The organism is Enterococcus sp. LJL51 (genome assembly GCF_054871795.1).
Window position 1 is genome coordinate 84,251 of record NZ_JBTXLW010000006.1, and the last position, 20,393, is coordinate 104,643.

19 protein-coding genes are annotated in these 20,393 nt (G+C 39.2%); 16 read left to right on the forward strand and 3 right to left on the reverse strand.

The features are described 5' to 3' along the window. The first annotated feature begins 111 nt into the window (after positions 1-111). The 8 genes from pstC (at position 112) to ACYSNQ_RS08035 (ending at position 7,130) form a co-directional block, all read left to right on the forward strand. Positions 112-1,032, forward strand: a complete 921-nt coding sequence (pstC, locus tag ACYSNQ_RS08000; RefSeq protein ID WP_426082381.1) for a phosphate ABC transporter permease subunit PstC — start codon at positions 112-114, stop codon at positions 1,030-1,032. After that, positions 1,032-1,916, forward strand: coding sequence for a phosphate ABC transporter permease PstA (pstA, locus tag ACYSNQ_RS08005; RefSeq protein ID WP_426082383.1), 885 nt, complete (start codon positions 1,032-1,034; stop codon positions 1,914-1,916). Before pstC ends, pstA begins: the two co-directional genes overlap by 1 nt. 16 nt (positions 1,917-1,932) lie before the next feature. Further along, positions 1,933-2,742, forward strand: coding sequence for a phosphate ABC transporter ATP-binding protein PstB (pstB, locus tag ACYSNQ_RS08010; protein ID WP_426082385.1), 810 nt, complete (start codon positions 1,933-1,935; stop codon positions 2,740-2,742). A gap of 10 nt (positions 2,743-2,752) precedes the next feature. Continuing rightward, entirely contained in the window at positions 2,753-3,511 is a 759-nt protein-coding gene (gene pstB / locus ACYSNQ_RS08015) for a phosphate ABC transporter ATP-binding protein PstB (protein WP_426082386.1), read from the forward strand. A 23-nt stretch (positions 3,512-3,534) separates the two neighbouring features. Next, complete coding sequence (phoU, locus tag ACYSNQ_RS08020; protein WP_426082387.1) at positions 3,535-4,206, forward strand: phosphate signaling complex protein PhoU; 672 nt, start codon at positions 3,535-3,537, stop codon at positions 4,204-4,206. A gap of 544 nt (positions 4,207-4,750) precedes the next feature. Then, complete coding sequence (liaX, locus tag ACYSNQ_RS08025; protein ID WP_426082388.1) at positions 4,751-6,364, forward strand: daptomycin-sensing surface protein LiaX; 1,614 nt, start codon at positions 4,751-4,753, stop codon at positions 6,362-6,364. A 95-nt stretch (positions 6,365-6,459) separates the two neighbouring features. Further along, positions 6,460-6,771 carry a PspC domain-containing protein gene (locus ACYSNQ_RS08030; RefSeq protein WP_426082389.1) on the forward strand — a complete coding sequence of 104 codons (312 nt, stop codon included), beginning with the start codon at positions 6,460-6,462 and terminating at the stop codon, positions 6,769-6,771. Then, positions 6,771-7,130 carry a phage holin family protein gene (locus ACYSNQ_RS08035; RefSeq protein WP_426082390.1) on the forward strand — a complete coding sequence of 120 codons (360 nt, stop codon included), beginning with the start codon at positions 6,771-6,773 and terminating at the stop codon, positions 7,128-7,130. The genes ACYSNQ_RS08030 and ACYSNQ_RS08035 overlap by 1 nt, the downstream gene beginning before the upstream one ends. Before the next feature lie 29 nt (positions 7,131-7,159). Here the strand turns inward: ACYSNQ_RS08035 and ACYSNQ_RS08040 are convergent, their stop codons facing one another. Next, positions 7,160-8,128, reverse strand: a complete 969-nt coding sequence (locus ACYSNQ_RS08040) for a GIY-YIG nuclease family protein (RefSeq protein WP_426082391.1) — start codon at positions 8,126-8,128, stop codon at positions 7,160-7,162. A gap of 159 nt (positions 8,129-8,287) precedes the next feature. On the opposite strand from ACYSNQ_RS08040, the gene hprK reads away from it, so the two are divergent. From hprK to ACYSNQ_RS08070, 6 genes are all read left to right on the forward strand, one after another. Then, the gene (gene hprK / locus ACYSNQ_RS08045; protein ID WP_426082392.1) at positions 8,288-9,223 is read left to right on the forward strand and encodes an HPr(Ser) kinase/phosphatase; all 936 of its coding nucleotides are present in this window, start codon (positions 8,288-8,290) and stop codon (positions 9,221-9,223) included. An 11-nt stretch (positions 9,224-9,234) separates the two neighbouring features. Beyond that, a complete protein-coding gene (gene lgt, locus ACYSNQ_RS08050; protein WP_426082393.1) occupies positions 9,235-10,074 on the forward strand; it encodes a prolipoprotein diacylglyceryl transferase in 840 nt (279 codons plus the stop codon). 40 nt (positions 10,075-10,114) lie between these two features. Beyond that, positions 10,115-11,128: an NAD(P)H-dependent glycerol-3-phosphate dehydrogenase gene (locus ACYSNQ_RS08055; protein ID WP_426082394.1), complete on the forward strand. Its 1,014-nt coding sequence runs from the start codon at positions 10,115-10,117 to the stop codon at positions 11,126-11,128. 17 nt (positions 11,129-11,145) lie between these two features. Continuing rightward, a complete protein-coding gene (gene galU / locus ACYSNQ_RS08060) occupies positions 11,146-12,069 on the forward strand; it encodes a UTP--glucose-1-phosphate uridylyltransferase GalU (protein ID WP_426082395.1) in 924 nt (307 codons plus the stop codon). A 241-nt stretch (positions 12,070-12,310) separates the two neighbouring features. Further along, the gene (locus ACYSNQ_RS08065) at positions 12,311-12,727 is read left to right on the forward strand and encodes a DUF948 domain-containing protein (protein ID WP_426082396.1); all 417 of its coding nucleotides are present in this window, start codon (positions 12,311-12,313) and stop codon (positions 12,725-12,727) included. Positions 12,728-12,757: 30 nt separating this feature from the next. After that, positions 12,758-13,336, forward strand: coding sequence for a YtxH domain-containing protein (locus ACYSNQ_RS08070; protein ID WP_426082397.1), 579 nt, complete (start codon positions 12,758-12,760; stop codon positions 13,334-13,336). A 110-nt stretch (positions 13,337-13,446) separates the two neighbouring features. On the opposite strand, the gene ACYSNQ_RS08075 is transcribed toward ACYSNQ_RS08070, so the two are convergent. Continuing rightward, positions 13,447-14,550: a M24 family metallopeptidase gene (locus ACYSNQ_RS08075; protein WP_426082398.1), complete on the reverse strand. Its 1,104-nt coding sequence runs from the start codon at positions 14,548-14,550 to the stop codon at positions 13,447-13,449. A gap of 359 nt (positions 14,551-14,909) precedes the next feature. Between ACYSNQ_RS08075 and ccpA the strand changes: the two genes are divergently transcribed. Then, positions 14,910-15,911 carry a catabolite control protein A gene (ccpA, locus tag ACYSNQ_RS08080; protein ID WP_426082399.1) on the forward strand — a complete coding sequence of 334 codons (1,002 nt, stop codon included), beginning with the start codon at positions 14,910-14,912 and terminating at the stop codon, positions 15,909-15,911. Positions 15,912-16,101: 190 nt separating this feature from the next. Here the strand turns inward: ccpA and ACYSNQ_RS08085 are convergent, their stop codons facing one another. Next, positions 16,102-18,651 (reverse strand): transglycosylase domain-containing protein, encoded by a 2,550-nt coding sequence (locus ACYSNQ_RS08085; RefSeq protein WP_426082400.1) that lies wholly within the window; start codon positions 18,649-18,651, stop codon positions 16,102-16,104. Between the two features lie 207 nt (positions 18,652-18,858). On the opposite strand from ACYSNQ_RS08085, the gene tyrS reads away from it, so the two are divergent. Continuing rightward, the gene (tyrS, locus tag ACYSNQ_RS08090) at positions 18,859-20,121 is read left to right on the forward strand and encodes a tyrosine--tRNA ligase (protein WP_426082401.1); all 1,263 of its coding nucleotides are present in this window, start codon (positions 18,859-18,861) and stop codon (positions 20,119-20,121) included. The last annotated feature ends 272 nt before the right edge of the window (positions 20,122-20,393 follow it).

Below are 20,393 nucleotides of genomic sequence, written 5' to 3' on the forward strand. Positions count from 1 at the left end.
TTACACAAAATTTACAAACTTAACACAAGATTTACATGTTATTAAACGCAAATTGAAATTCAAAGCGTACACTTGAAAATATCTTATGTATTGCTCAAGGAGGAGTTATTTTTGGAAGATGTGCAAAAGCAGTTACTGACAAAATCAAAACGGGCAAAAATGGAGCAGCGGGGAAAGCTACTTAGCTTCTTTTGTATTGCGCTCATCGTATTGGTTGTCCTTTCCATTTTTTACTTTGTGGCAAGTAAAGGATTGGCTACATTCTTTACTGATAAAATAAATATATTTGATTTTCTTTTTGGAACAAACTGGAATCCAAGTGAGGTTGGTTCGAACGGTAAACCGATGGTAGGAGCCTTGCCAATGATTACCGGATCGTTCGTTGTTACATTTCTGTCAGCAATTGTGGCAACACCGTTTGCAATCGGTGCCGCTGTTTTTATGACAGAAATCTCCCCAAAAAAAGGGTCAAAAATCCTACAGCCGGTAATTGAGCTGTTGGTGGGAATTCCATCAGTTGTTTATGGATTTATTGGTTTAACAGTGATTGTTCCTTTTGTTCGTTCAATTTTTGGTGGGACTGGGTTTGGTATTTTGGCAGGAACCTTCGTGCTGTTTGTCATGATTTTACCAACGGTGACGACAATGACTGTCGATGCACTGAAAGCTGTTCCAAGACACTACAGAGAAGCTTCACTGGCTCTAGGAGCAACCCGCTGGCAGACAATCTATAAAGTTGTGTTGCGGGCAGCGGTTCCGGGTATATTGACAGCGGTCGTCTTTGGAATGGCAAGAGCGTTTGGTGAAGCCTTAGCGATTCAGATGGTTATCGGAAATGCAGCTGTAATGCCAAACGGCCTGACAACACCGGCTTCAACTTTAACAAGTATACTAACAATGGGAATCGGCAATACAATCATGGGAACCGTAGAAAATAACGTTCTTTGGTCGCTTGCCTTGATTCTGCTATTGATGTCTTTATTGTTCAATATTGTGATTCGGATTATAGGTAGAAAAGGAGTGTTGAAATAATGAATGCCAAAAAAGCCGATAAGACAGCTACTGCTGTTTTATACACTGTTTCAGGAGTCATCGTCTTTATTCTGGCCGCGCTGCTCCTTTATATTCTGGTACGGGGAATCCCTCACATTTCTTGGAATTTCCTGACTAAGCCGTCAAAAGCTTATCAAGCTGGCGGAGGAATTGGTATTCAGCTGTTTAACTCTATTTACCTGCTGTTAATCACAATGATTATTAGTTTGCCGATTTCTTTGGGAGCAGGAATTTATCTATCTGAATATGCTAGAAAAAACTGGCTGACTGATGTTATTCGTACCTCCATCGAAATCTTAAGCTCACTGCCCTCCGTAGTTGTCGGTCTGTTCGGCTTTCTGATTTTTGTTGTGCAGATTGGCTATGGCTTTTCTATTATCTCTGGAGCATTGGCATTGACGTTCTTTAATCTTCCATTGTTGACTAGAAATGTAGAGGAATCTTTAAAAGCTGTTCATTATACACAGAGGGAAGCCGGACTTGCCTTAGGTCTTTCCCGATGGGAAACAGTTAAAAAAGTAATTATTCCAGAAGCAATGCCGGGTATTTTGACAGGAGTTATTCTAAGCTCAGGTCGAATTTTTGGCGAAGCGGCAGCACTGATTTACACAGCTGGACAAAGTGCTCCAGCGTTGGATTTCAGTAACTGGAATCCGCTAAGCGTCTCCAGTCCTATCAGTATTTTCAGACAAGCAGAAACTCTGGCTGTTCACATCTGGAAAGTAAATACTGAAGGAACGATGCCGGATGGACCTGCGGTTTCTGCTGGGGCATCGGCAGTCTTGATTATCGTAGTTCTATTATTTAACTTCGGTGCTCGTTTTATAGGGAATAAACTACACAAGCGATTGACATCAGCCTAATGTTAGGAGTAGACAAATGAAAGAATATAATTGGAACGATACAAATATTATGCAGATGGATCCAGAGAAAACGCCTGTTGCACTGCATACAGAGGACCTTCATGTATGGTATGGAGATAACGAAGCAATTAAAGGCGTAGATCTTCAATTTGAAAAAAGCAAAATTACCGCACTGATTGGACCGTCAGGATGCGGGAAATCCACCTATCTACGATCTCTGAATCGAATGAACGATGGAATTGCCAATACAAAGATTACCGGTAAGATTATGTATAAAGGCGTTGACGTGAATAGTAAAGCTGTTGATGTTTACGAAATGCGTAAGCGAATTGGCATGGTTTTTCAACGGCCAAATCCTTTTAGTAAGTCTATTTATGAGAATATCACCTTTGCATTGAAACAGCATGGGGAAAAAGATAAGCATAAATTGGATGAGCTTGTAGAAACAAGTTTGAAGCAGGCGGCGTTATGGGATCAGGTAAAGGATAATCTTTCTAAAAGTGCTTTAGCTTTATCGGGAGGTCAGCAGCAGCGTCTGTGTATTGCTAGAGCAATTGCTATGAAGCCTGATATTTTATTGCTGGATGAGCCTGCCAGTGCTTTGGACCCAATCTCAACTGGGACTGTAGAGGAAACATTAGTGAGCTTGAAAGATGACTACACAATTATCATTGTAACCCATAATATGCAGCAGGCTGCTCGTATCAGTGACCAGACCGCTTTCTTCTATTTGGGTAAAGTTATTGAGTACGATGAAACACGGAAAATCTTTACAAGACCAAAAATACAAGCAACGGAAGACTATGTTTCCGGGCATTTTGGTTAGGAGGAAAACGATGACACAAGAAATTATTTCTTCAAAGGATCTGCATCTATATTATGGAAAAAAAGAAGCGTTAAAGGGAATTGATCTCTCAATCAATCAAGGAGAAATTACGGCTATGATTGGACCTTCAGGTTGTGGTAAATCTACGTATCTTCGTTCTCTTAATCGGATGAATGATCTGATACCTGGAGTAACAATCACCGGTAGTGTGATGTATAAAGGCAAAGATATCTACGGACCGAAAACCGATACAGTGGAACTGCGTAAAGAAATCGGCATGGTTTTTCAGCAGCCCAATCCGTTTCCTTTTTCCGTGTATGAAAATGTGATTTACGGCTTACGCTTGAAAGGTGAGAAAGATAAGCAGATATTGGACGAAGTAGTAGAAAGCAGTTTGAAAGCAGCTTCTGTCTGGGAGGATGTAAAGGATAAACTCCACAAGAGTGCGTTATCTCTTTCCGGCGGTCAGCAGCAGCGGGTTTGTATTGCCCGCGTGTTGGCAGTTAATCCGGAAATTATTTTGCTGGATGAACCAACGAGCGCGCTGGATCCAATTTCAAGCGGAAAAATAGAAAACATGTTGCTCACACTGAAAGAAAAATATACAATGATTATGGTGACTCATAATATGTCTCAAGCATCCCGTATCTCAGATAAAACAGCGTTCTTTCTACAAGGAGAGCTGATTGAGTTTAACGATACAAAGAAAATCTTTTTAAATCCGAAAAGACAAGAGACAGAGGATTATATTTCAGGGAAGTTCGGATAATACAATTTTTAGGAGGAATGCACATGTTGCGTAGTCAGTTTGAAGAAGAACTGCTTAATCTGCATAATCAGTTTTACGAAATGGGTATGATGGTAAGCAATGCTGTCCATAAATCGGTTCGTGCCTATATTGATCATGATAAGCAAATTGCTCAAGGAGTGATTGATTATGATGCTGAAATCAACGAAATGGAAGTAAAGCTTGAGAAGAAAAGCTTTGAAATGATTGCCTTGCAGCAACCGGTAACCACTGATTTGCGGATGATTATTACGGTAATGAAGGCCAGCTCAGATTTGGAAAGAATGGCAGACCACGCGGTATCTATTGCAAAATCAGCGATTCGTTTGAAAGGTGAAACAAGAATTCCGGAGATTGAAAAAGAGATTTCCGATATGTCTGATTATGTGAAGAAAATGGTAGACAATGTCCTTGTTGCCTATGTAAAGACTGATCAAAAGGATGCGCGAATGATTGCTAAGATGGATGATCGAGTGAACGAATACTTCAATAGTATCTATAAAAACTCGATCAACAGTATGAAGGCTGATCCTGAAACGGTTATCAGCGGTACAGATTACCTTCATGTAGCAACTTATTTAGAACGAATCGGCGATTATGTTACAAATATTTGTGAATGGATTGTTTATCTGGCTACTGGAAAAATCACAGAGCTGAATACGAATCATGATGAATAATTAAAGTATGACAAAGAAATACAAAAGCATCATAGTTGTTTGTTAATCGATTCTTTTCGGAGGCTTTACAAAGGCTAATGGACATAGTTTCCGTATTTACGAAAATACTATCCTGCTGATTATACAAATTTTAGTGAAAGAAAGGTTTGGGCGTTTAACTATGTCCCAACCTTTTCTTTTTTAAGCAATATAATATAGAAGTAACTTTACTGATAAAGTAAATACAGACGGAATAGACTGCTGTTGCAGAAACGCAGCGGAGATGATTAGCATCTTCTTTTTGATGTATAGGGATTCGTATTTTAGAGATAAGAAAACTTCTGAGATTTATCTTTGACTAAAGAGAAAAAAGTTGATGAATCTGTGAAGAATCTCTATAATTAAACTGAAAAAAAGAAGAACATTTCTGATATTTATCGTGCTGTCCTTGAGATGGAGCGAAAATTCATCCTTAAGTCCTATGACAAAGAATGAAAAAGAAGGCATAATAAGACATGTAAGGAAGACACCTTAGGGTGAAAAATTTGCTAAGGAGGCAATTTCCATGAAAGAAAGAGAAAGAGTATTGGATTTAGTTAAAAAAGGAATCCTGTCATCCGAGGAAGCCTTGGTCCTATTAGAAAATCTGGCAACTGAAAAAGATGAAAAACAAATCAAAAAGGCTGCCGATGAAGTAGATGTAACAACGACAACTGTTGATTCAAAGGAAAGCGATTCGGTCGCTGATTTAGTAAACGACTTAGAAAACAAAGCAGAATCTGCTGACAAGGAAATTGAGGATGCGGTTGAGTCCTTTGAAGAAAAGGCGAAAGAAAGTTCAGAAGCAGATCGTAAGAATCTAGAAAAAATCTTGGATGAGCTGGCAACTAAAGCCAATCACGCATCTGTTGAACTTGATGAAGTCAATGCGGAAATCGCAGGACTGAAAGAAGAAATCAAAGAAGCTCAGGAATCTCTAATGGAGTTGAATACCAAAGAAGAGCTAGGCGAGTTGTCAGAAGAAGACTTAGCCCGCAGAGAAGCTTTGGAAACTGAGTTGAAGGCATTAGAAGATAATTTGTCTGATCAAAATCAAGAGAAGGTTGCTTTAGAAGCAGAGTTGAAAAATATTCGTAAAGAGCAATGGACAGAAACAAAAGACCGCGTAGCTTCTAAATTTGATATTCCAGATGACTGGAAAGATCAGGCAACAGATACATTGAACCAAGTAGGCGAAAAGATGAGTGAAGCGGGTTCTCAGCTAGGCTCATTCTTGAAGAAAACATTCAACACATTTACAGATACAATCAATGACAATGTTGAATGGAAGGATGTTAATTTCCGTGTACCAGGTGTGGCTACAACGAAATTTGACCATGAATTCAATTATCCTTCAGTGGACGCTAGTCTGATTGATGTGAAGGTAGCGAACGGAAATATCGTATTTAAAACTTGGGACAAAGAAGACCTTAAAGTTGAAGGGAAAATTAAACTTTACGGTAAAATGGATGCTGATACACCATTAGAGGCATTCCTTGAAAGAAGTCAGATTGATGTGGATGAAGAAGTTATTTCTTTCCAAATCCCTAACAAACGTGTAAGAGCTGACTTGGTATTCTACTTACCTGAACGTACGTATGACCATGTATCAGTGAAGCTTCTAAACGGCAACATCAGCGTGGAAGAATTAAAAGCGAAAGATGTTTATACAAAATCAACAAATGGTTCAATCACATTTAATTCAATCGATGCAACGATGCTGGAAGTTGAAGGTGTGAATGGTGATATTAAGATTTATAAAGGAGAAATCCTGGACAATATTATCGAAACAGTTAATGGTACAGTCACTGTTACTGCTACCCCTCAAAATGTTGCAGTCTCTTTAATCAATGGAGATGTGCGCATCACTGCCAAAGACGACACGCTGAGAAAAATCGAAGCCAGCTCTGTCAACGGCAATGTGAAGATTGCTTTACCTGATACAATTGGAGCAGAAGGTACTGTGAAGACAAGCTTAGGCAGTATCAACAGCCGGATGTCGGACTACGAAGTTGTTCGTGAGAAGAAGGAACGCACAAATCAAATGCTTCAATTCAGACGTGTAAATGAAGGAACAATGGCTCAAATCAACGCTTCTACAACAACAGGAAACATTTATTTAAAAGATACTGACAAATAAATGGTAGAAGAATGACGAGTACTACTGACCAAAGGGGAGAGCGGCTTTCTCCCCGAGGTCTATAAAAATTATCAAGAGCAAGAGGTGAGAGTAAAATGAGAAAAAGATTGACAAAATCTCCTAATAACGTAGTGTTGACAGGTTCTTTAGCCGGAATTGCTGAATGGCTGGGAATTGATCCAACTATTGTACGTGTGTTATTTGTAATCATAAGCTTCTTTTCAGCCGCTTTCCCTGGAATTCTGGTGTATATCGTCTTAGCGATTATCATCCCTTCAGGACGCAGCAGAAGAAGCAACAATAGCTATGACAACTATAATCGTAATGTGAGAAATGAAAATCCTTACAGCAGTCAGCAAAGAAAACCAGCTGAAAAAGTTGATGATGAAGACTGGAGTGACTTTTAATGACCTACTTTCAACGTCTGGTCGTTAACACACTGACATTTGTCTCGCTGGCAGTAATTTTTCCCGATATGATTCATGTGAAAAGTATCGGGATTGCTGTCGTCGCGGCTTTTGTTCTGTCCATTCTCAATATGCTGGTTAAGCCAATACTGACGGTTTTATCGCTCCCTTTTACACTGCTGACCTTCGGACTTTTTAGTTTTGTAGTGAATGCAGCAATTTTGAAAATGACTTCGTTTTTTGTTGGCGAGATGAACTTTGGATTTTCCAGTTTTGGGGCTGCGGTTTTAATGGCTGTAGTTATGTCGCTTGTGAATGCGGTTGTTAGTGAACACAATTTAAATAAAGAAGAAGAATAGCTAAGCAGTTGGCGTGTCAGTCAGTCTGTTTAGCTATTTTTTATAGGAATGAGTTGGTAAGCAGTGTTTCGCTGCAAGTACATATGAAGAATATAAATGAAATCAATTTGATTTTTTGAATAGGTATGAATTGTTTCCGGCTGTTCAGGCAGCAGTTTTTCTGCAGCATGAAGCAATTGTTTTGTATCAGCTAATGGTATATTTGGAAAATAGTGCTCGGCTAATACTAGCCCCTGATAAATAAGATAGCATTTTCCACCGTTCTCAATAGGCAGCCATAAAGCATGCCATTCCTGCTGATTGATAGGAGAGAGCAGTAGTTGAGCGTGTCTATGAAAGAATCGATGAATAAGCTGCCAGTCATCTCGCCATTGTGCAGCTTGAATGAAATGAAGGTTCTCGGAAGCAGCAATCATTTTCTGTTCCAGCCGTTTTTCCAACGCTTCTGGATGACCTGTAAAAGCAGCTAGTAATTCTGTCAAAATAAGGTCTGAATCTATGGTTGATTCAGTTGTTTGAGCAAATAGACGATGCCAGGAATCATTCGGGTTTAAATGATAGAGCTTTTCCAGAATGGCTGTAATTTCTGGGAGCTGTCTGTGGCTAGTGTAAGGACCAAAAGTATAAGTGCCTGTTGGAAATGGAGCTGTAGCTAGACGAATTTTTTGTTTCTCATTTAAAATTGTCAAGAAGCTGTAGCGTTCAAAAGCATTCATCTGTCGATTATACATGGGACGGTGTTGTTGAATTAAGCGGCACTCGAGCAGAAGTGCATCAAGCTCAGTATCCACATGAATGACGTCAAAATCAGCCAGCTGTAGGATCATTCGTTTCACTTTGCTGGAATGCTGACTATTTTTTATAAAATAACTGCTGACCCGTTCTTTCAGTTTTTTTGCTTTTCCAATATAAACAATGTCTCCGTGACGATCTTTCATCAGGTAGACTCCTGGAGATAAGGGCAGCGCACGGGCTTTTTGCTTTAACTTTTCCTTCATATCAATCACTCTCTGCTTTTCAAAATCAGTTTAAGTATACAAGGATGGGAAAAATAGTCAAGAAGATTAAATCCTACAGAGATAAATGAATATAAGTAGAAAGTTAGTGGTTGAAATGATAAAATAAAGCGGAGAGAGGAAAGGAATGAAAGATAAAATATGTCAGAAACTGTAAAAATACGCCAGTTGGCCGAAGAACTTTCTCTGGAAATTGTTTTTGGATCAGAGAAGGCTTTAGATAAAGAAATAACAACGGGGGATATCTCCCGTCCAGGTCTGGAATTGACGGGTTACTTTAGTTACTATTCTCATGACCGCTTGCAGTTGTTTGGAAACAAGGAAATTACTTTTGCCGAGCGAATGATTCCTGAGGAACGATTACTGGTTATGCGTCGGATGTGTGGAGAGGATACACCAGGATTTATCATTTCCAGAGGACTGGAGGTTCCCAAGGAGATGATTCAAGCTGCTAAGGAAAAGGATATGGCAGTACTGCGTTCGCCAATCTCTACTTCCCGTTTGCTGGGTGAGTTATCAAGCTTTCTTGATGATGAGCTGGCAACTAGAACGAGCGTCCATGGTGTACTGGTTGATGTCTATGGGTTAGGTGTGCTTATTCAGGGAGACAGTGGTATTGGTAAGAGTGAAACAGCGCTGGAGCTGATTAAGCGGGGACACCGTTTGATTGCTGATGACCGTGTAGATGTCCATCAGCAAGATGAACTTACATTAATAGGCGAGCCGCCAAAAATTTTACAGCATTTAATTGAAATTCGCGGAATAGGAATTATTGACGTCATGAATCTTTTTGGTGCTAGTGCAGTCCGAGGCTTTATGCAGGTTCAGTTAGTCGTTTATCTGGAGGCCTGGGCGAAGAATAAGCAGTACGATCGATTAGGCAGCGATGATGCAGTAGTGGAAATTGGCAATGTAGATGTTCCACAGATTCGTATTCCAGTTAAAACTGGTAGAAACGTGGCGATTATTATCGAAGTTGCAGCAATGAATTTCCGTGCTAAGAGCATGGGTTATGATGCTACAAAAGAATTCGAAAACCGCTTAACACAGCTTATCGAAGAAAATTCAGGAATATAGGGGGAATACACATGTTGGCTCAAGTTAGTCCAGTGGCTTTCCGTATATTAGGAATTTCTGTCTACTGGTATGCAGTAATCATTGTTTCGGGGATTATTCTAGCTGTTTGGTTGAGTAGCCGGGAAGCTGTTAGAGTAGGATTGAAGTCAGATGATGTCGTTGATTTCATGATTTGGGGATTGCCAAGTGCCATCGTTGGTGCAAGATTATATTATGTTGCGTTTGAATGGCAGGATTATATAAACAATCCATTGGATATCTTCATGACCCGAAATGGCGGGTTAGCTGTCTATGGGGGATTGATTGGCGGCGGCATTGCACTTTTACTGTTTACCCGTCATCATTTCATTTCAACGTGGACATTTCTGGATATTGCTGCTCCAAGTGTTATTTTGGCGCAGGGAATCGGACGCTGGGGAAACTTCATGAATCATGAAGCTTATGGACCAGATACGACTAAAAGCTTCCTAGAAGGGCTGCATTTGCCAAATTTCATTATTGAGAACATGAAGATTGACGGTATTTATCGTCAGCCGACTTTTTTATATGAATCTATTTGGAATTTTCTGGGCTTTGTTGTATTAATTCTATTACGCAGGAAAAAAGATTTTCTAAAAGAAGGAGAAATTTTCCTTCTTTATGTTGCATGGTATGCGTTTGGGCGCTTTTTCATAGAGGGACTGCGCACCGATAGTCTATATGTTTTCGGAATCATTCGCGTTTCCCAGTTGTTGTCAGTCGTACTGTTTTTAGGTGCTCTGGTTATTCTGGCGATACGTAGAAGAAACCCTAAGCTGAGTTTTTACAATCGTGAACGGGGATCATTAGAGACGAAAACAAAAAAAGGATAGAGTAAATAAACAATCGTTTATTTAGGAGGAGAAGCATATAATGAAACAAAAAATTGCTGTTTTAGGCCCTGGATCATGGGGCACAGCCTTGGCTCAAGTGTTAGCAGAAAACGGAAATGAAGTTAGAATCTGGGGAAATGATGAAAAGCAAATTGAGGAAATTAACCAATTCCATACCAATAAGCATTACCTTCCGGATTTAGTCATACCCGATTCAATAAAAGGTGTAAAATCTTTGGAAGAATGTATTGCTGATGTTGATGCGGTTCTATTTGTAGTTCCTACAAAAGCTATTCGAGCAGTAGCAAAAGAATTTACAAAGCTTGCCCAAAATCAACCGCTGATAATTCATGCCAGCAAAGGATTGGAGCAAGGAAGTCATAAACGTATTTCTGAAGTGCTGATGGAGGAGATTCCCAGCAATAAGCGAAAAGGGATTGTAGTTCTTTCAGGCCCGAGTCACGCTGAGGAAGTAGCCGTTCATGATATTACAACTATTACTGCAGCCAGCGAAGTGATTGAGCATGCAGAGTATGTGCAGAAGCTGTTTATGAATAGCTATTTCAGAATTTATACGAATGAAGATGTCATTGGTGTTGAAACGGGAGCTGCTTTAAAAAATATTATCGCTCTTGGAGCAGGTGCAATTCATGGATTGGGCTTTGGCGACAATGCCAAGGCAGCAATTATGACGAGAGGCTTGGCTGAAATTAGTAGACTAGGTGTGGCAATGGGAGCGAATCCGCTGACATTTATCGGATTAAGTGGTGTTGGGGATCTGATTGTCACCTGTACAAGTATTCATTCCCGCAACTGGCGTGCTGGCAATCTGCTGGGTAAAGGACATAGTCTTGATGAAATCCTTGAGAATATGGGAATGATTGTCGAGGGTGTTTCTACAACAAAAGCGGCTTATGAGTTAGCACAGCAAATGAATATTGACATGCCGATTACAGAAGCTATCTATCAGGTTTTATATGAAGATAAAGAAGTGAAGCAAGCAGCTAAAGATATTATGCTGCGCGATGGCAAAACAGAAAACGAGTTTTTATAATGGAAGGAGAATTTCAAATGAAAGTAAAAAAAGCGGTTATTCCAGCGGCAGGTCTTGGAACTAGATTTTTGCCGGCAACGAAAGCGATGGCTAAGGAGATGCTGCCAATTGTTGATAAGCCGACTATTCAATTTATTGTAGAGGAAGCGCTGGCTTCCGGGATTGAGGATATTCTGATTGTGACCGGAAAAGCAAAGCGTCCAATCGAAGATCACTTCGACTCGAATATTGAACTGGAAACAAACTTAAAAGAAAAAAACAAAACGGAACTCTTAAAACTTGTAGAAGAAACTACGGATGTTAATTTGCACTTTATACGTCAGTCTCATCCCAAAGGTCTAGGTCATGCTGTACTTCAGGCGAAAGCTTTTGTCGGTAATGAACCATTTGTGGTTATGCTGGGTGATGATATCATGGAAGATAAGATACCATTATCTAAACAACTGATGAATGATTATGAAGAGACTCATGCAGCAACGCTTGCGGTGATGAAGGTTCCTCATGAAGATACTTCTAAGTATGGAATTATTAATCCTGAAACAGAGGTTAGCAAAGGATTATTTAATGTAAAAAACTTTGTAGAAAAACCAAACCCTGAGGATGCTCCTAGTGATTTGGCAATTATTGGACGCTATTTACTTACACCAGAGATTTTTGATATTTTAGAAAATCAGGAGCCTGGTGCAGGCGGCGAAATTCAATTAACAGATGCCATTGATACTTTGAATAAAACACAACGTGTATTTGCGCGTTCCTTTACAGGAACACGGTATGATGTCGGTGATAAGTTTGGATTTATGAAGACAAGTATTGAGTATGGTCTGAATCATCCGGAAGTCAAAGACAACTTGAGGGCTTATCTGATTGAACTGGGACAAAAGCTTATAAAAGAAGAAAATAGTCCTGAAATAAAGGTAAAAGACAATAAAAATCAAAAATAATTTTTCTGCAGGTTTACGGCGTTCTTCGTAAGCCTGCTTTTTTGTTGGGATAAATTTGATTAGTTATCACTGAAAAAGAAACATCGTATCAGAAGAGAAGTGAACATTTTTCTAAGATTTTTATATAGTGGGATTGCTAATAAATTGGTATAATAAAAAGAGTAAGAAACAGTGAAAGATTTGTAGAAATGTATAGCAAGTGTTATGCTAATAAAAATGGATGTTGGAAAGGAGAAAATTTATGACAGGTGGAGAGATTGCCGGCTTAATTGCGGCTTCGGCTTTTGCAGTCCTAGTGTTATTTATTGGCGTGGTTTTATGGAAAATCGCTAAAACAATGGATCAGGTAACAAAAACAGTGGATGAAGCGAATAAAACCATTGCAGTTGTAACAAATGACGTAGATATTTTATCAAAACAGGTAGAGGGGCTGTTGGTAAAAAGTAATGATTTACTAAATGACGTCAACCAGAAGGTAGCAACTATTGATCCTTTGTTCCAGGCAGTTGCAGATTTGAGTGTCAGTGTTTCTGATTTGAATCATTCCAGTAAAAATCTGGTGACAAAAATGGGTTCTGTCGGAAAAAATGCTTCTAAAGCTGGAATGGTTGGAAAAGTAGGCGGAGCGGCTTTTCGGGCAATGCGTTCTAAAAAATAAAAAACAACTATAGTTATGGAGGAATAGATAATGGCGAAAAAAAGCGGCGGATTTCTATTAGGTGCAGTAATAGGCGGAACAGCAGCAGCGATTGCGGCATTACTGTTGGCACCAAAGTCAGGAAAAGAGTTGCGTAAAGATCTGGCTGAACAAGCGGACACCTTAAAAGATAAAGCAGAAGATTATAGAGAGTATGCGGTACAGAAGGGATCGGAATTCTCATCAATTGCAAAAGATACAGCGGACTCTCTTAGCGATCAGGCGGGAGATTTAGCAGGAAACATCAAAAATAAATCTAAAGGGTCATTCAGCAAAGCTCAGGATGTATCCGATTCAGTCCTGGAAACATTGAGACAACAGACCAATGATTTGTCAAGCCGCTTTAAAAAGACTGCAAACGACTTAAATAATGAGATGGATGATTTCAGGGATATTGCGGAAGATACATCTGATGATATTATTATTGATGTTAAAGACTCTGCTGAAAAAGCCAAAGAAATTGTTTCTGAAGGAAAAGATGAAGCCAAAGCTGCAGCAGCAGATATTCCAGAAAAGGCTGATGAAGCCAAAGAAGATTTGAAGGATGCAGCAGAAAAAACTGTTAAATAAGAATAAAAAAATGTGCCGGTCAAAATCTGAGACCGGCACATTTTTTATATTCTTAAAATTATAAGCATTTATTGACGTATAACTGATGTTGAATATTTTTAGGGCAGCTTTCAACTGCCGAAAATTTGAAGCTCCTTTGGTGTTTTAGTAAAAGCTTCACAACCGTTTTCAGTTACATAGACACAGTCCTCAATGCGGACACCCACTTTTTCCGGAATATAGATACCAGGCTCCAGCGAGAAACACATTCCTTTTTCAATCACTAAATCATTACCAGTTACGAGAGAAGGGTATTCATGAACCGTAGTTCCGATACCATGACCCAAACGATGATTGAAATATTCTCCATATCCGTATTTTTCAATAACTGAGCGGGCAATCTGATCTAACTCGCCAGCGGTTATTCCCGGCTTTACCGCTTGCTGTGCGGCTAATTGAGCTTGAAGTACAATACTGTAGATTTCTTCTTGAAAAGCTGTGGGCTCCTGATAAGCAATTGTACGAGTGACATCACTACAATAACCTTTCCAGACAACCCCTAGATCGAACAATACAAAATCACCCTTTTGCACCGTTGAACCGCCAGGAGTTCCATGGGGACTAGCTGCGTTTTTACCAGTTAGCACCAATGTATCAAAGCTCATGGAACGAACACCTTTACGTTTTAACTGATACTCAATTTCAGCAATGATTTCCTGCTCAGCAGCTCCTTCAGAGACCGCTTTAAAGCCAATTTCTAAAGCGACATCGGCCCAGTTTCCGGCTTCCATCAACAGTTCGATTTCCTCTGAAGTTTTAATCAGCTGTAGTTTTTCAATGACAGGAGTAACACTTACCGACATACTAGCATCTGGAAAATGGGTACGTAATGTTTCAAATCTCGCAACAGAGAGAAACTCTTTTTCTGTTGCAATCTTTTTAGGTTGTCCGTTTTGGCGGATGAGAGCAGCAATTTTTTCCCAAGGATTTTCACTGTCCAGATAGCCGTGGACTGGAAAGTCCCAAGTACTGTTTTGAGCATCTTCAATTTCCAATGCTGGAGTGAACAGGAAAGGATCTCCAGATTTAGAAATAAATAGGGCCAGTACTCGTTCATGGGGATCACTTTCATAGCCGGAAAAATAAGCAATATGATGGGGATCACTAATGTAAGTTAAGTCTATATTTAGACTGTCCATCCATTTTTTCAATTCATTGATTTTTGCCAAATTCATAGGTATCCTTCTTTCTATCTAATATTTTATAAACATTTTTCTGCATACTACTCCGTATCACTAAAAACGATGAATTTAAAGAGCCGATAAATTCTAAGAAGTCAATTTTCCAATGTTCTGTCAGAGGCTCCTTATTAGCTATAGAGAATAGAAATAGTAACTTTTTTTCGTGTATTTATTCGAACGTAACTATCATACCATGAAAAGGAATAATTTTGTTTTTGAAATTGGTTGTTTAAATTTCATGAAAATGGTATAAAAACGGTTGCAAAATAAAAATTTCTCTGCTATCCTAGTTAAGAAATGTAAATGAAGTTTTCAGAAAATGAAATCTAATAGATGATTAGGAGAAAAGCAAGATGGAAAAACAAACAATCACAATTTATGATGTTGCCCGTGAAGCCGACGTGTCTATGGCAACAGTTTCCCGAGTTGTTAATGGCAACCCGAATGTTAAACCGGCAACAAGAAAGAAAGTATTAGAAGTTATTGACAGACTGGATTATCGTCCAAACGCTGTAGCTAGAGGCTTAGCAAGCAAAAAAACAACAACTGTTGGTGTGATTATTCCAGATGTCAGCAATATCTTTTTCTCTTCATTGGCAAGAGGAATAGATGATGTGGCTACAATGTACAAATACAATATTATCTTAGCCAATTCTGATGGCAACGATCAGAAGGAAGTTAATGTACTGAATAATTTATTGGCGAAACAGGTAGATGGTATTATCTTCATGGGTCACCATATCACAGATGAGATTCGTGGAGAATTTTCGCGGTCTAAAACACCTGTTGTACTGGCTGGTTCTATTGATCCAGATGAACAGGTTGGAAGTGTGAATATTGATTATTCCGCAGCTACAAAGGACGCAACCGATCTTTTAGCTAAAAATGGAAATAAAAAAATTGCATTTGTTAGTGGTGCATTGATTGATCCTATTAATGGAAAAAACCGTATGAGCGGCTATAAAGAAGCATTAACAGAAAATGGTTTGCCTTATAATGAAGGTCTGATTTTTGAATCAGAATACAAATTTAAAGACGGCATTAATCTAGCTGAACGAATCCGCAACAGTGGTGCAACTGCTGCAGTTGTTACAGATGATGAACTTGCTATCGGCTTACTGGATGGTATGCTGGATGCGGGTATTAAAGTTCCAGAAGATTTCGAAATCATTACAAGCAATAATTCTTTACTGACTGAGGTAGCTCGTCCGAAGCTTTCAAGCGTGACTCAGCCTTTATATGACATTGGTGCAGTAGCTATGCGTTTACTGACAAAACTAATGAATAAAGAAGAAATCGAGGATAAAACTGTTATCCTTCCTTATGGTTTAGATAAAAAAGGCTCAACAAAATAATCAGAGTATTCTTTGTCATTGAGGACGAAAAATACTCAGCTTGGACTGTTGAGTAATTTAAATATGCAAAAGCTGAAATATGACGAACTCTGTTGTAATTCAGCTTTTTTTGATTAGAAGAAAGAAGAACAGATAAAAAATAGAAGCAGCGGATTCCAATTATTCAAGGGAATCCGCTGCTTTTATTTAACTAATCGGAATTTTCAGGTTCAACACCGGATGGCGACTCAATATTACCTTCCTGATTTCCACCGTTGTCCTGTCCGTTCTCTTGATTGTTTTCTTCTTTGCTTTCTTCCGAAGAAGAGGAAGAAGGTGTAGTATCTGAACTGTTTGAGTTGTTTGTATCGTTAGAATTATTGTTGTTATTTGTGTTATTACTATTATTGTTCGTGCCACTGTTGCTGCTATTATTTGAACCAGAGATATATTTACTCCAGTATGCTTGGTAATTGGCGTCTGATCCGCCAAAACCAAACTTATATTGACTATCAGCTGGACCATTTTTAGCAAAGTAAGAGACAACAGATTCGCTAGATACTGAATATTTGATGTTATTGTAAGTAAAGCCGCCAATCTTGTCGCCTGTTAGTTTAGAAACGGTTGCTTTAATCACATCATCAGAAAGAGTGAAGCGTTCTTCAGCATTAAATAAGTCTGGACGTACGTTATAAATAGCATTTGTCAGATGAGCCAGGTAGGTACTGTTTTGAATCCCGCTATTTGGGCTCATGACATTTCCTTCATCATAACCAGCCCATGAACTCAAAGTAATACTTGGGGTTGAAACAACGAGCCAGGCATCTTTATAATCATTTGTTGTACCCGTCTTACCAATCCAGTCTGCTGCTGCAAGCTGAGGATTAAGACCAGTAATGACATCTCGGAATGGCGTTGTAATTTTTGAGTCAATGACAGAGCGCATCAAATCATTCATAATCGTTGCCGTAGCTTGTGAATAAACTTGAACAGGGGCTTCCTGATGCTGATAGATAACATTTCCTTCATTATCAGTAATCTTTTCTATCATATAACCCTTTTGATAAACGCCTTTGTTGGCCAGTGCCTGAAAGCCATTTGTCTGTGTGTAAACAGAGGCTTCAACAGACCCCAATGGTGCAGATTCAAATGCCCAACCGTCAGCAGCAGGGTAGTTCATTTTACTCAAATAATTATTATAAGAGAAATTCGAGTCGCCCATTTGTTCTTTCATTGCTTCATTTAAATGGTAAACAGGAATGTTGTAAGACCATTCAAGGGAAGTGCGAACCGTATCGAAGGTATTGGTTCCACTGTTTGTCGCATTACCCAGCTCTTCGCCTGTTTTATATTTTGTTGGATAGTTGGCCAAACGGCTTTCCGAACCGATCATCCCTTGGTCAATGGCTGGACCATAAACAGAAATAGGTTTGATTGTTGAGCCGACCTGACGGTGGGTATCAAAGGCATGGTTATTTTGATTAATCTCATAGTTTCTTCCAGCCACAAATCCGATAATTTTCCCAGTTTGATTATCCATTAAGACATTTCCGGTTTCTACGGAAGCCGCTGCATAACCATCATCAAGAAGATAGCCGTAATTCGCTACAGCTTCTTGCATAGTGTTGTATACAGTTGGATCAATAGTTGATTCGATGGTGTATCCTCGATTTTGAATTTGTCGTCTAGCCTGTTCCTCGTACTGACTCAGTCCCAGCTCGTCCAAATCCTCTCTCTTCACACCAGCTTTTTCAATATTTACATCCATAATTGCTTCAACTGCCTGTTCCATTACAGTGTAGTAAAGGAAGCCCTCAGTTGTGGTATTTGCTGCTTCGGTAGGAAGAAAGTCCTGTTTCAAGTCATAGGCTTTTGCAGCCTCGTATTCATCTTTTGTAATTTTTTCTTCCCGGAACATATTAAACAAAACAAAATCTTTTCTTTTCATTCCAACAGCTAAATCCTCATCACTTTTCAGCTCACCTGTATTACGATAGGGAGTGTAGACAATAGGACTTTGCGGAAGCCCTGCAATAAAAGCGGCCTGAGGTAATGTCAGATCGTTTGCGCTCTTTCCAAATAATCCTTTTGCCGCTTCTTCAACACCAGCGATATTTTCTCCTTTATTGTTTCTGCCAAAAGGAGAGACGTTTAGATAAGTTGTAAGAATTTCATCTTTAGTAAAGTACTTTTCAATCCGGTAAGCAAGAAGAATTTCATTTGCTTTTCGTTTAAAGGTAGTTTCGTCTGTCAGGAGCTGCTGTTTTACCAGCTGCTGCGTTAAGGTTGAACCACCAGAAGAACCGCCGAAGCCAACAGAGTCAGCTAAAAGTGCCCGGACTAGTGCTTTTGGCACAACGCCGTCATGTTCTTCAAAATATTCATCTTCTGTGGAGATTACGGCATTTTTTAAAAGTGGAGAAATGTGTTCGCCGTCTACACGGGTTCGGATTAGATCAGATTTGATTGATGAAATCATTGATCCGTCAGCGTAAGTCATTTTTGAGACTTCGGTGATATCACTAATCTCCCGCTGGAGTTCTTCTTTCGTAGGAGGTTCTGTTCCTTCAACTAAAGAGGCAAAATAGCCCATACCTATTCCTAGACCTAATGAGCCGCCTAAAAGAATGGCAACAACAGCAAACAAAATTACTGCTTTCAATACACGAACAAGTACATTAAAAGATAAAAGGGCATTTTTTTTATTGACCAGCTTATGTAAATTCTGTTTGTTATTGTTTGAATTGTTCTGATTATCCAAAAACTTCACCTCGACATGTCAATTCATATATTCCGTGATATTATAGCAAAAAAAAGAGATAATGAACAGTTGTTCCGTCTTTTATCGAAAAAACTTTAATTTCTTAAGAAAAATCCCGTGTTTTGTCTTTTATTTGGGGTCTGAATCAGTTAATATTGGAGGATAGGAGAAAAATAACTCCAGTAAAAAAGTGTGGGAGGAAACGAAATGAGCACAGATTTTTTTGATGAACTAAAAGCACGCGGACTTGTTCATCAAACAACAGATGAACAAGCACTAAAAAAACAATTGAATGATGAGTCTGTTAAGCTTTATATCGGGTTTGACCCGACAGCTGACAGTTTACATATCGGACATTTATTACCGGTTCTGATGCTGCGGCGTTTTCAATTAAACGGTCATGTTCCTATTGCCTTGGTAGGCGGAGGAACTGGGATGATTGGCGATCCTTCTTTTAAGGATGCAGAGCGTAGCCTGAACACACTGGATACGGTAAAAGATTGGTCGAATAGCATCAAAGGTCAGCTTTCACGTTTTATTGATTTTGATGATGAGACAAATCCGGCTATTCTTGCTAATAACTATGACTGGCTGGGAGAAATCTCGCTGATTGATTTCCTAAGAGATGTTGGGAAAAACTTTACGATTAATTACATGATGAGTAAAGAGAGTGTGAAACGCCGCATTGAAACTGGGATTTCCTATACGGAATTTGCTTACCAGCTGCTCCAAGCGTATGATTTTCTGAAGCTGTATGAAACACAAGGCTGTTTACTACAACTGGGCGGTAGTGACCAATGGGGAAATATTACCTCTGGGATTGAGCTGCTGCGTCGTGAGAAAGAAGTACAAGGTTTTGGCTTAACTATGCCGCTGATTACAAAAGCAGATGGTACAAAATTTGGAAAAACAGAAGGAAATGCTGTTTGGCTTGATGCAGACAAAACTTCTCCTTATGAGTTCTATCAATTTTGGATTAACACAGATGATCGTGATGTAATCAAGTTTTTGAGTTACTTTACCTTCCTCTCTTTAGATGAAATTGCTGCGATTGAAAAAGCATTCAAAGAGGCACCTGAACAAAGAGCAGCTCAAAAAGCATTGGCTAAAGAGGTAACGACACTTGTTCATGGAGAAGAGGCTTACGAGCAGGCGGTTAAAATTTCTCAAGCGTTGTTCAGTGGAGATATCAAAGGTTTGAATGCTGACGAAATTTTGCAAGGCTTTAAGGATGTCCCTTCTTATGAAGTTCAAACAGAGGATTCAGCAAATATTATTGAGTTGCTGATTGCAGCTGGTATTGAACCTTCTAAACGTCAAGCTAGAGAAGATGTACAGAATGGGGCTATTTATATCAATGGAGAGCGGATGCAGGATGTCGGCTTCGAATTGTCTGATAATGAAAAAATTGAAGGGCAGTTTATAGTCGTTCGCCGAGGCAAGAAAAAGTATTTCCTATTGAAATATTAACAAGTTAAGCTGGCAGGACAGAAATGAATAAATTACAGAACTTGGAACAAAAGCAGGAACTTGCTGGTTTTGTTTCAAGTTTTTTTATTCGGGGAAGAAGAACTTCGTCAATAATCTGGGTACTCCAAGTAAAATTAGGGTTTTTTTTTTATAGGAAACGATTTTTCTAATGTTCTACACTAGTGTTGCAAAGAAAATAAGATAGTTCATCATGCTTCAGACCAATAGAATAGGCAGTGAACCGGAAGCAACTCGGCAGAAAATGATGGCCG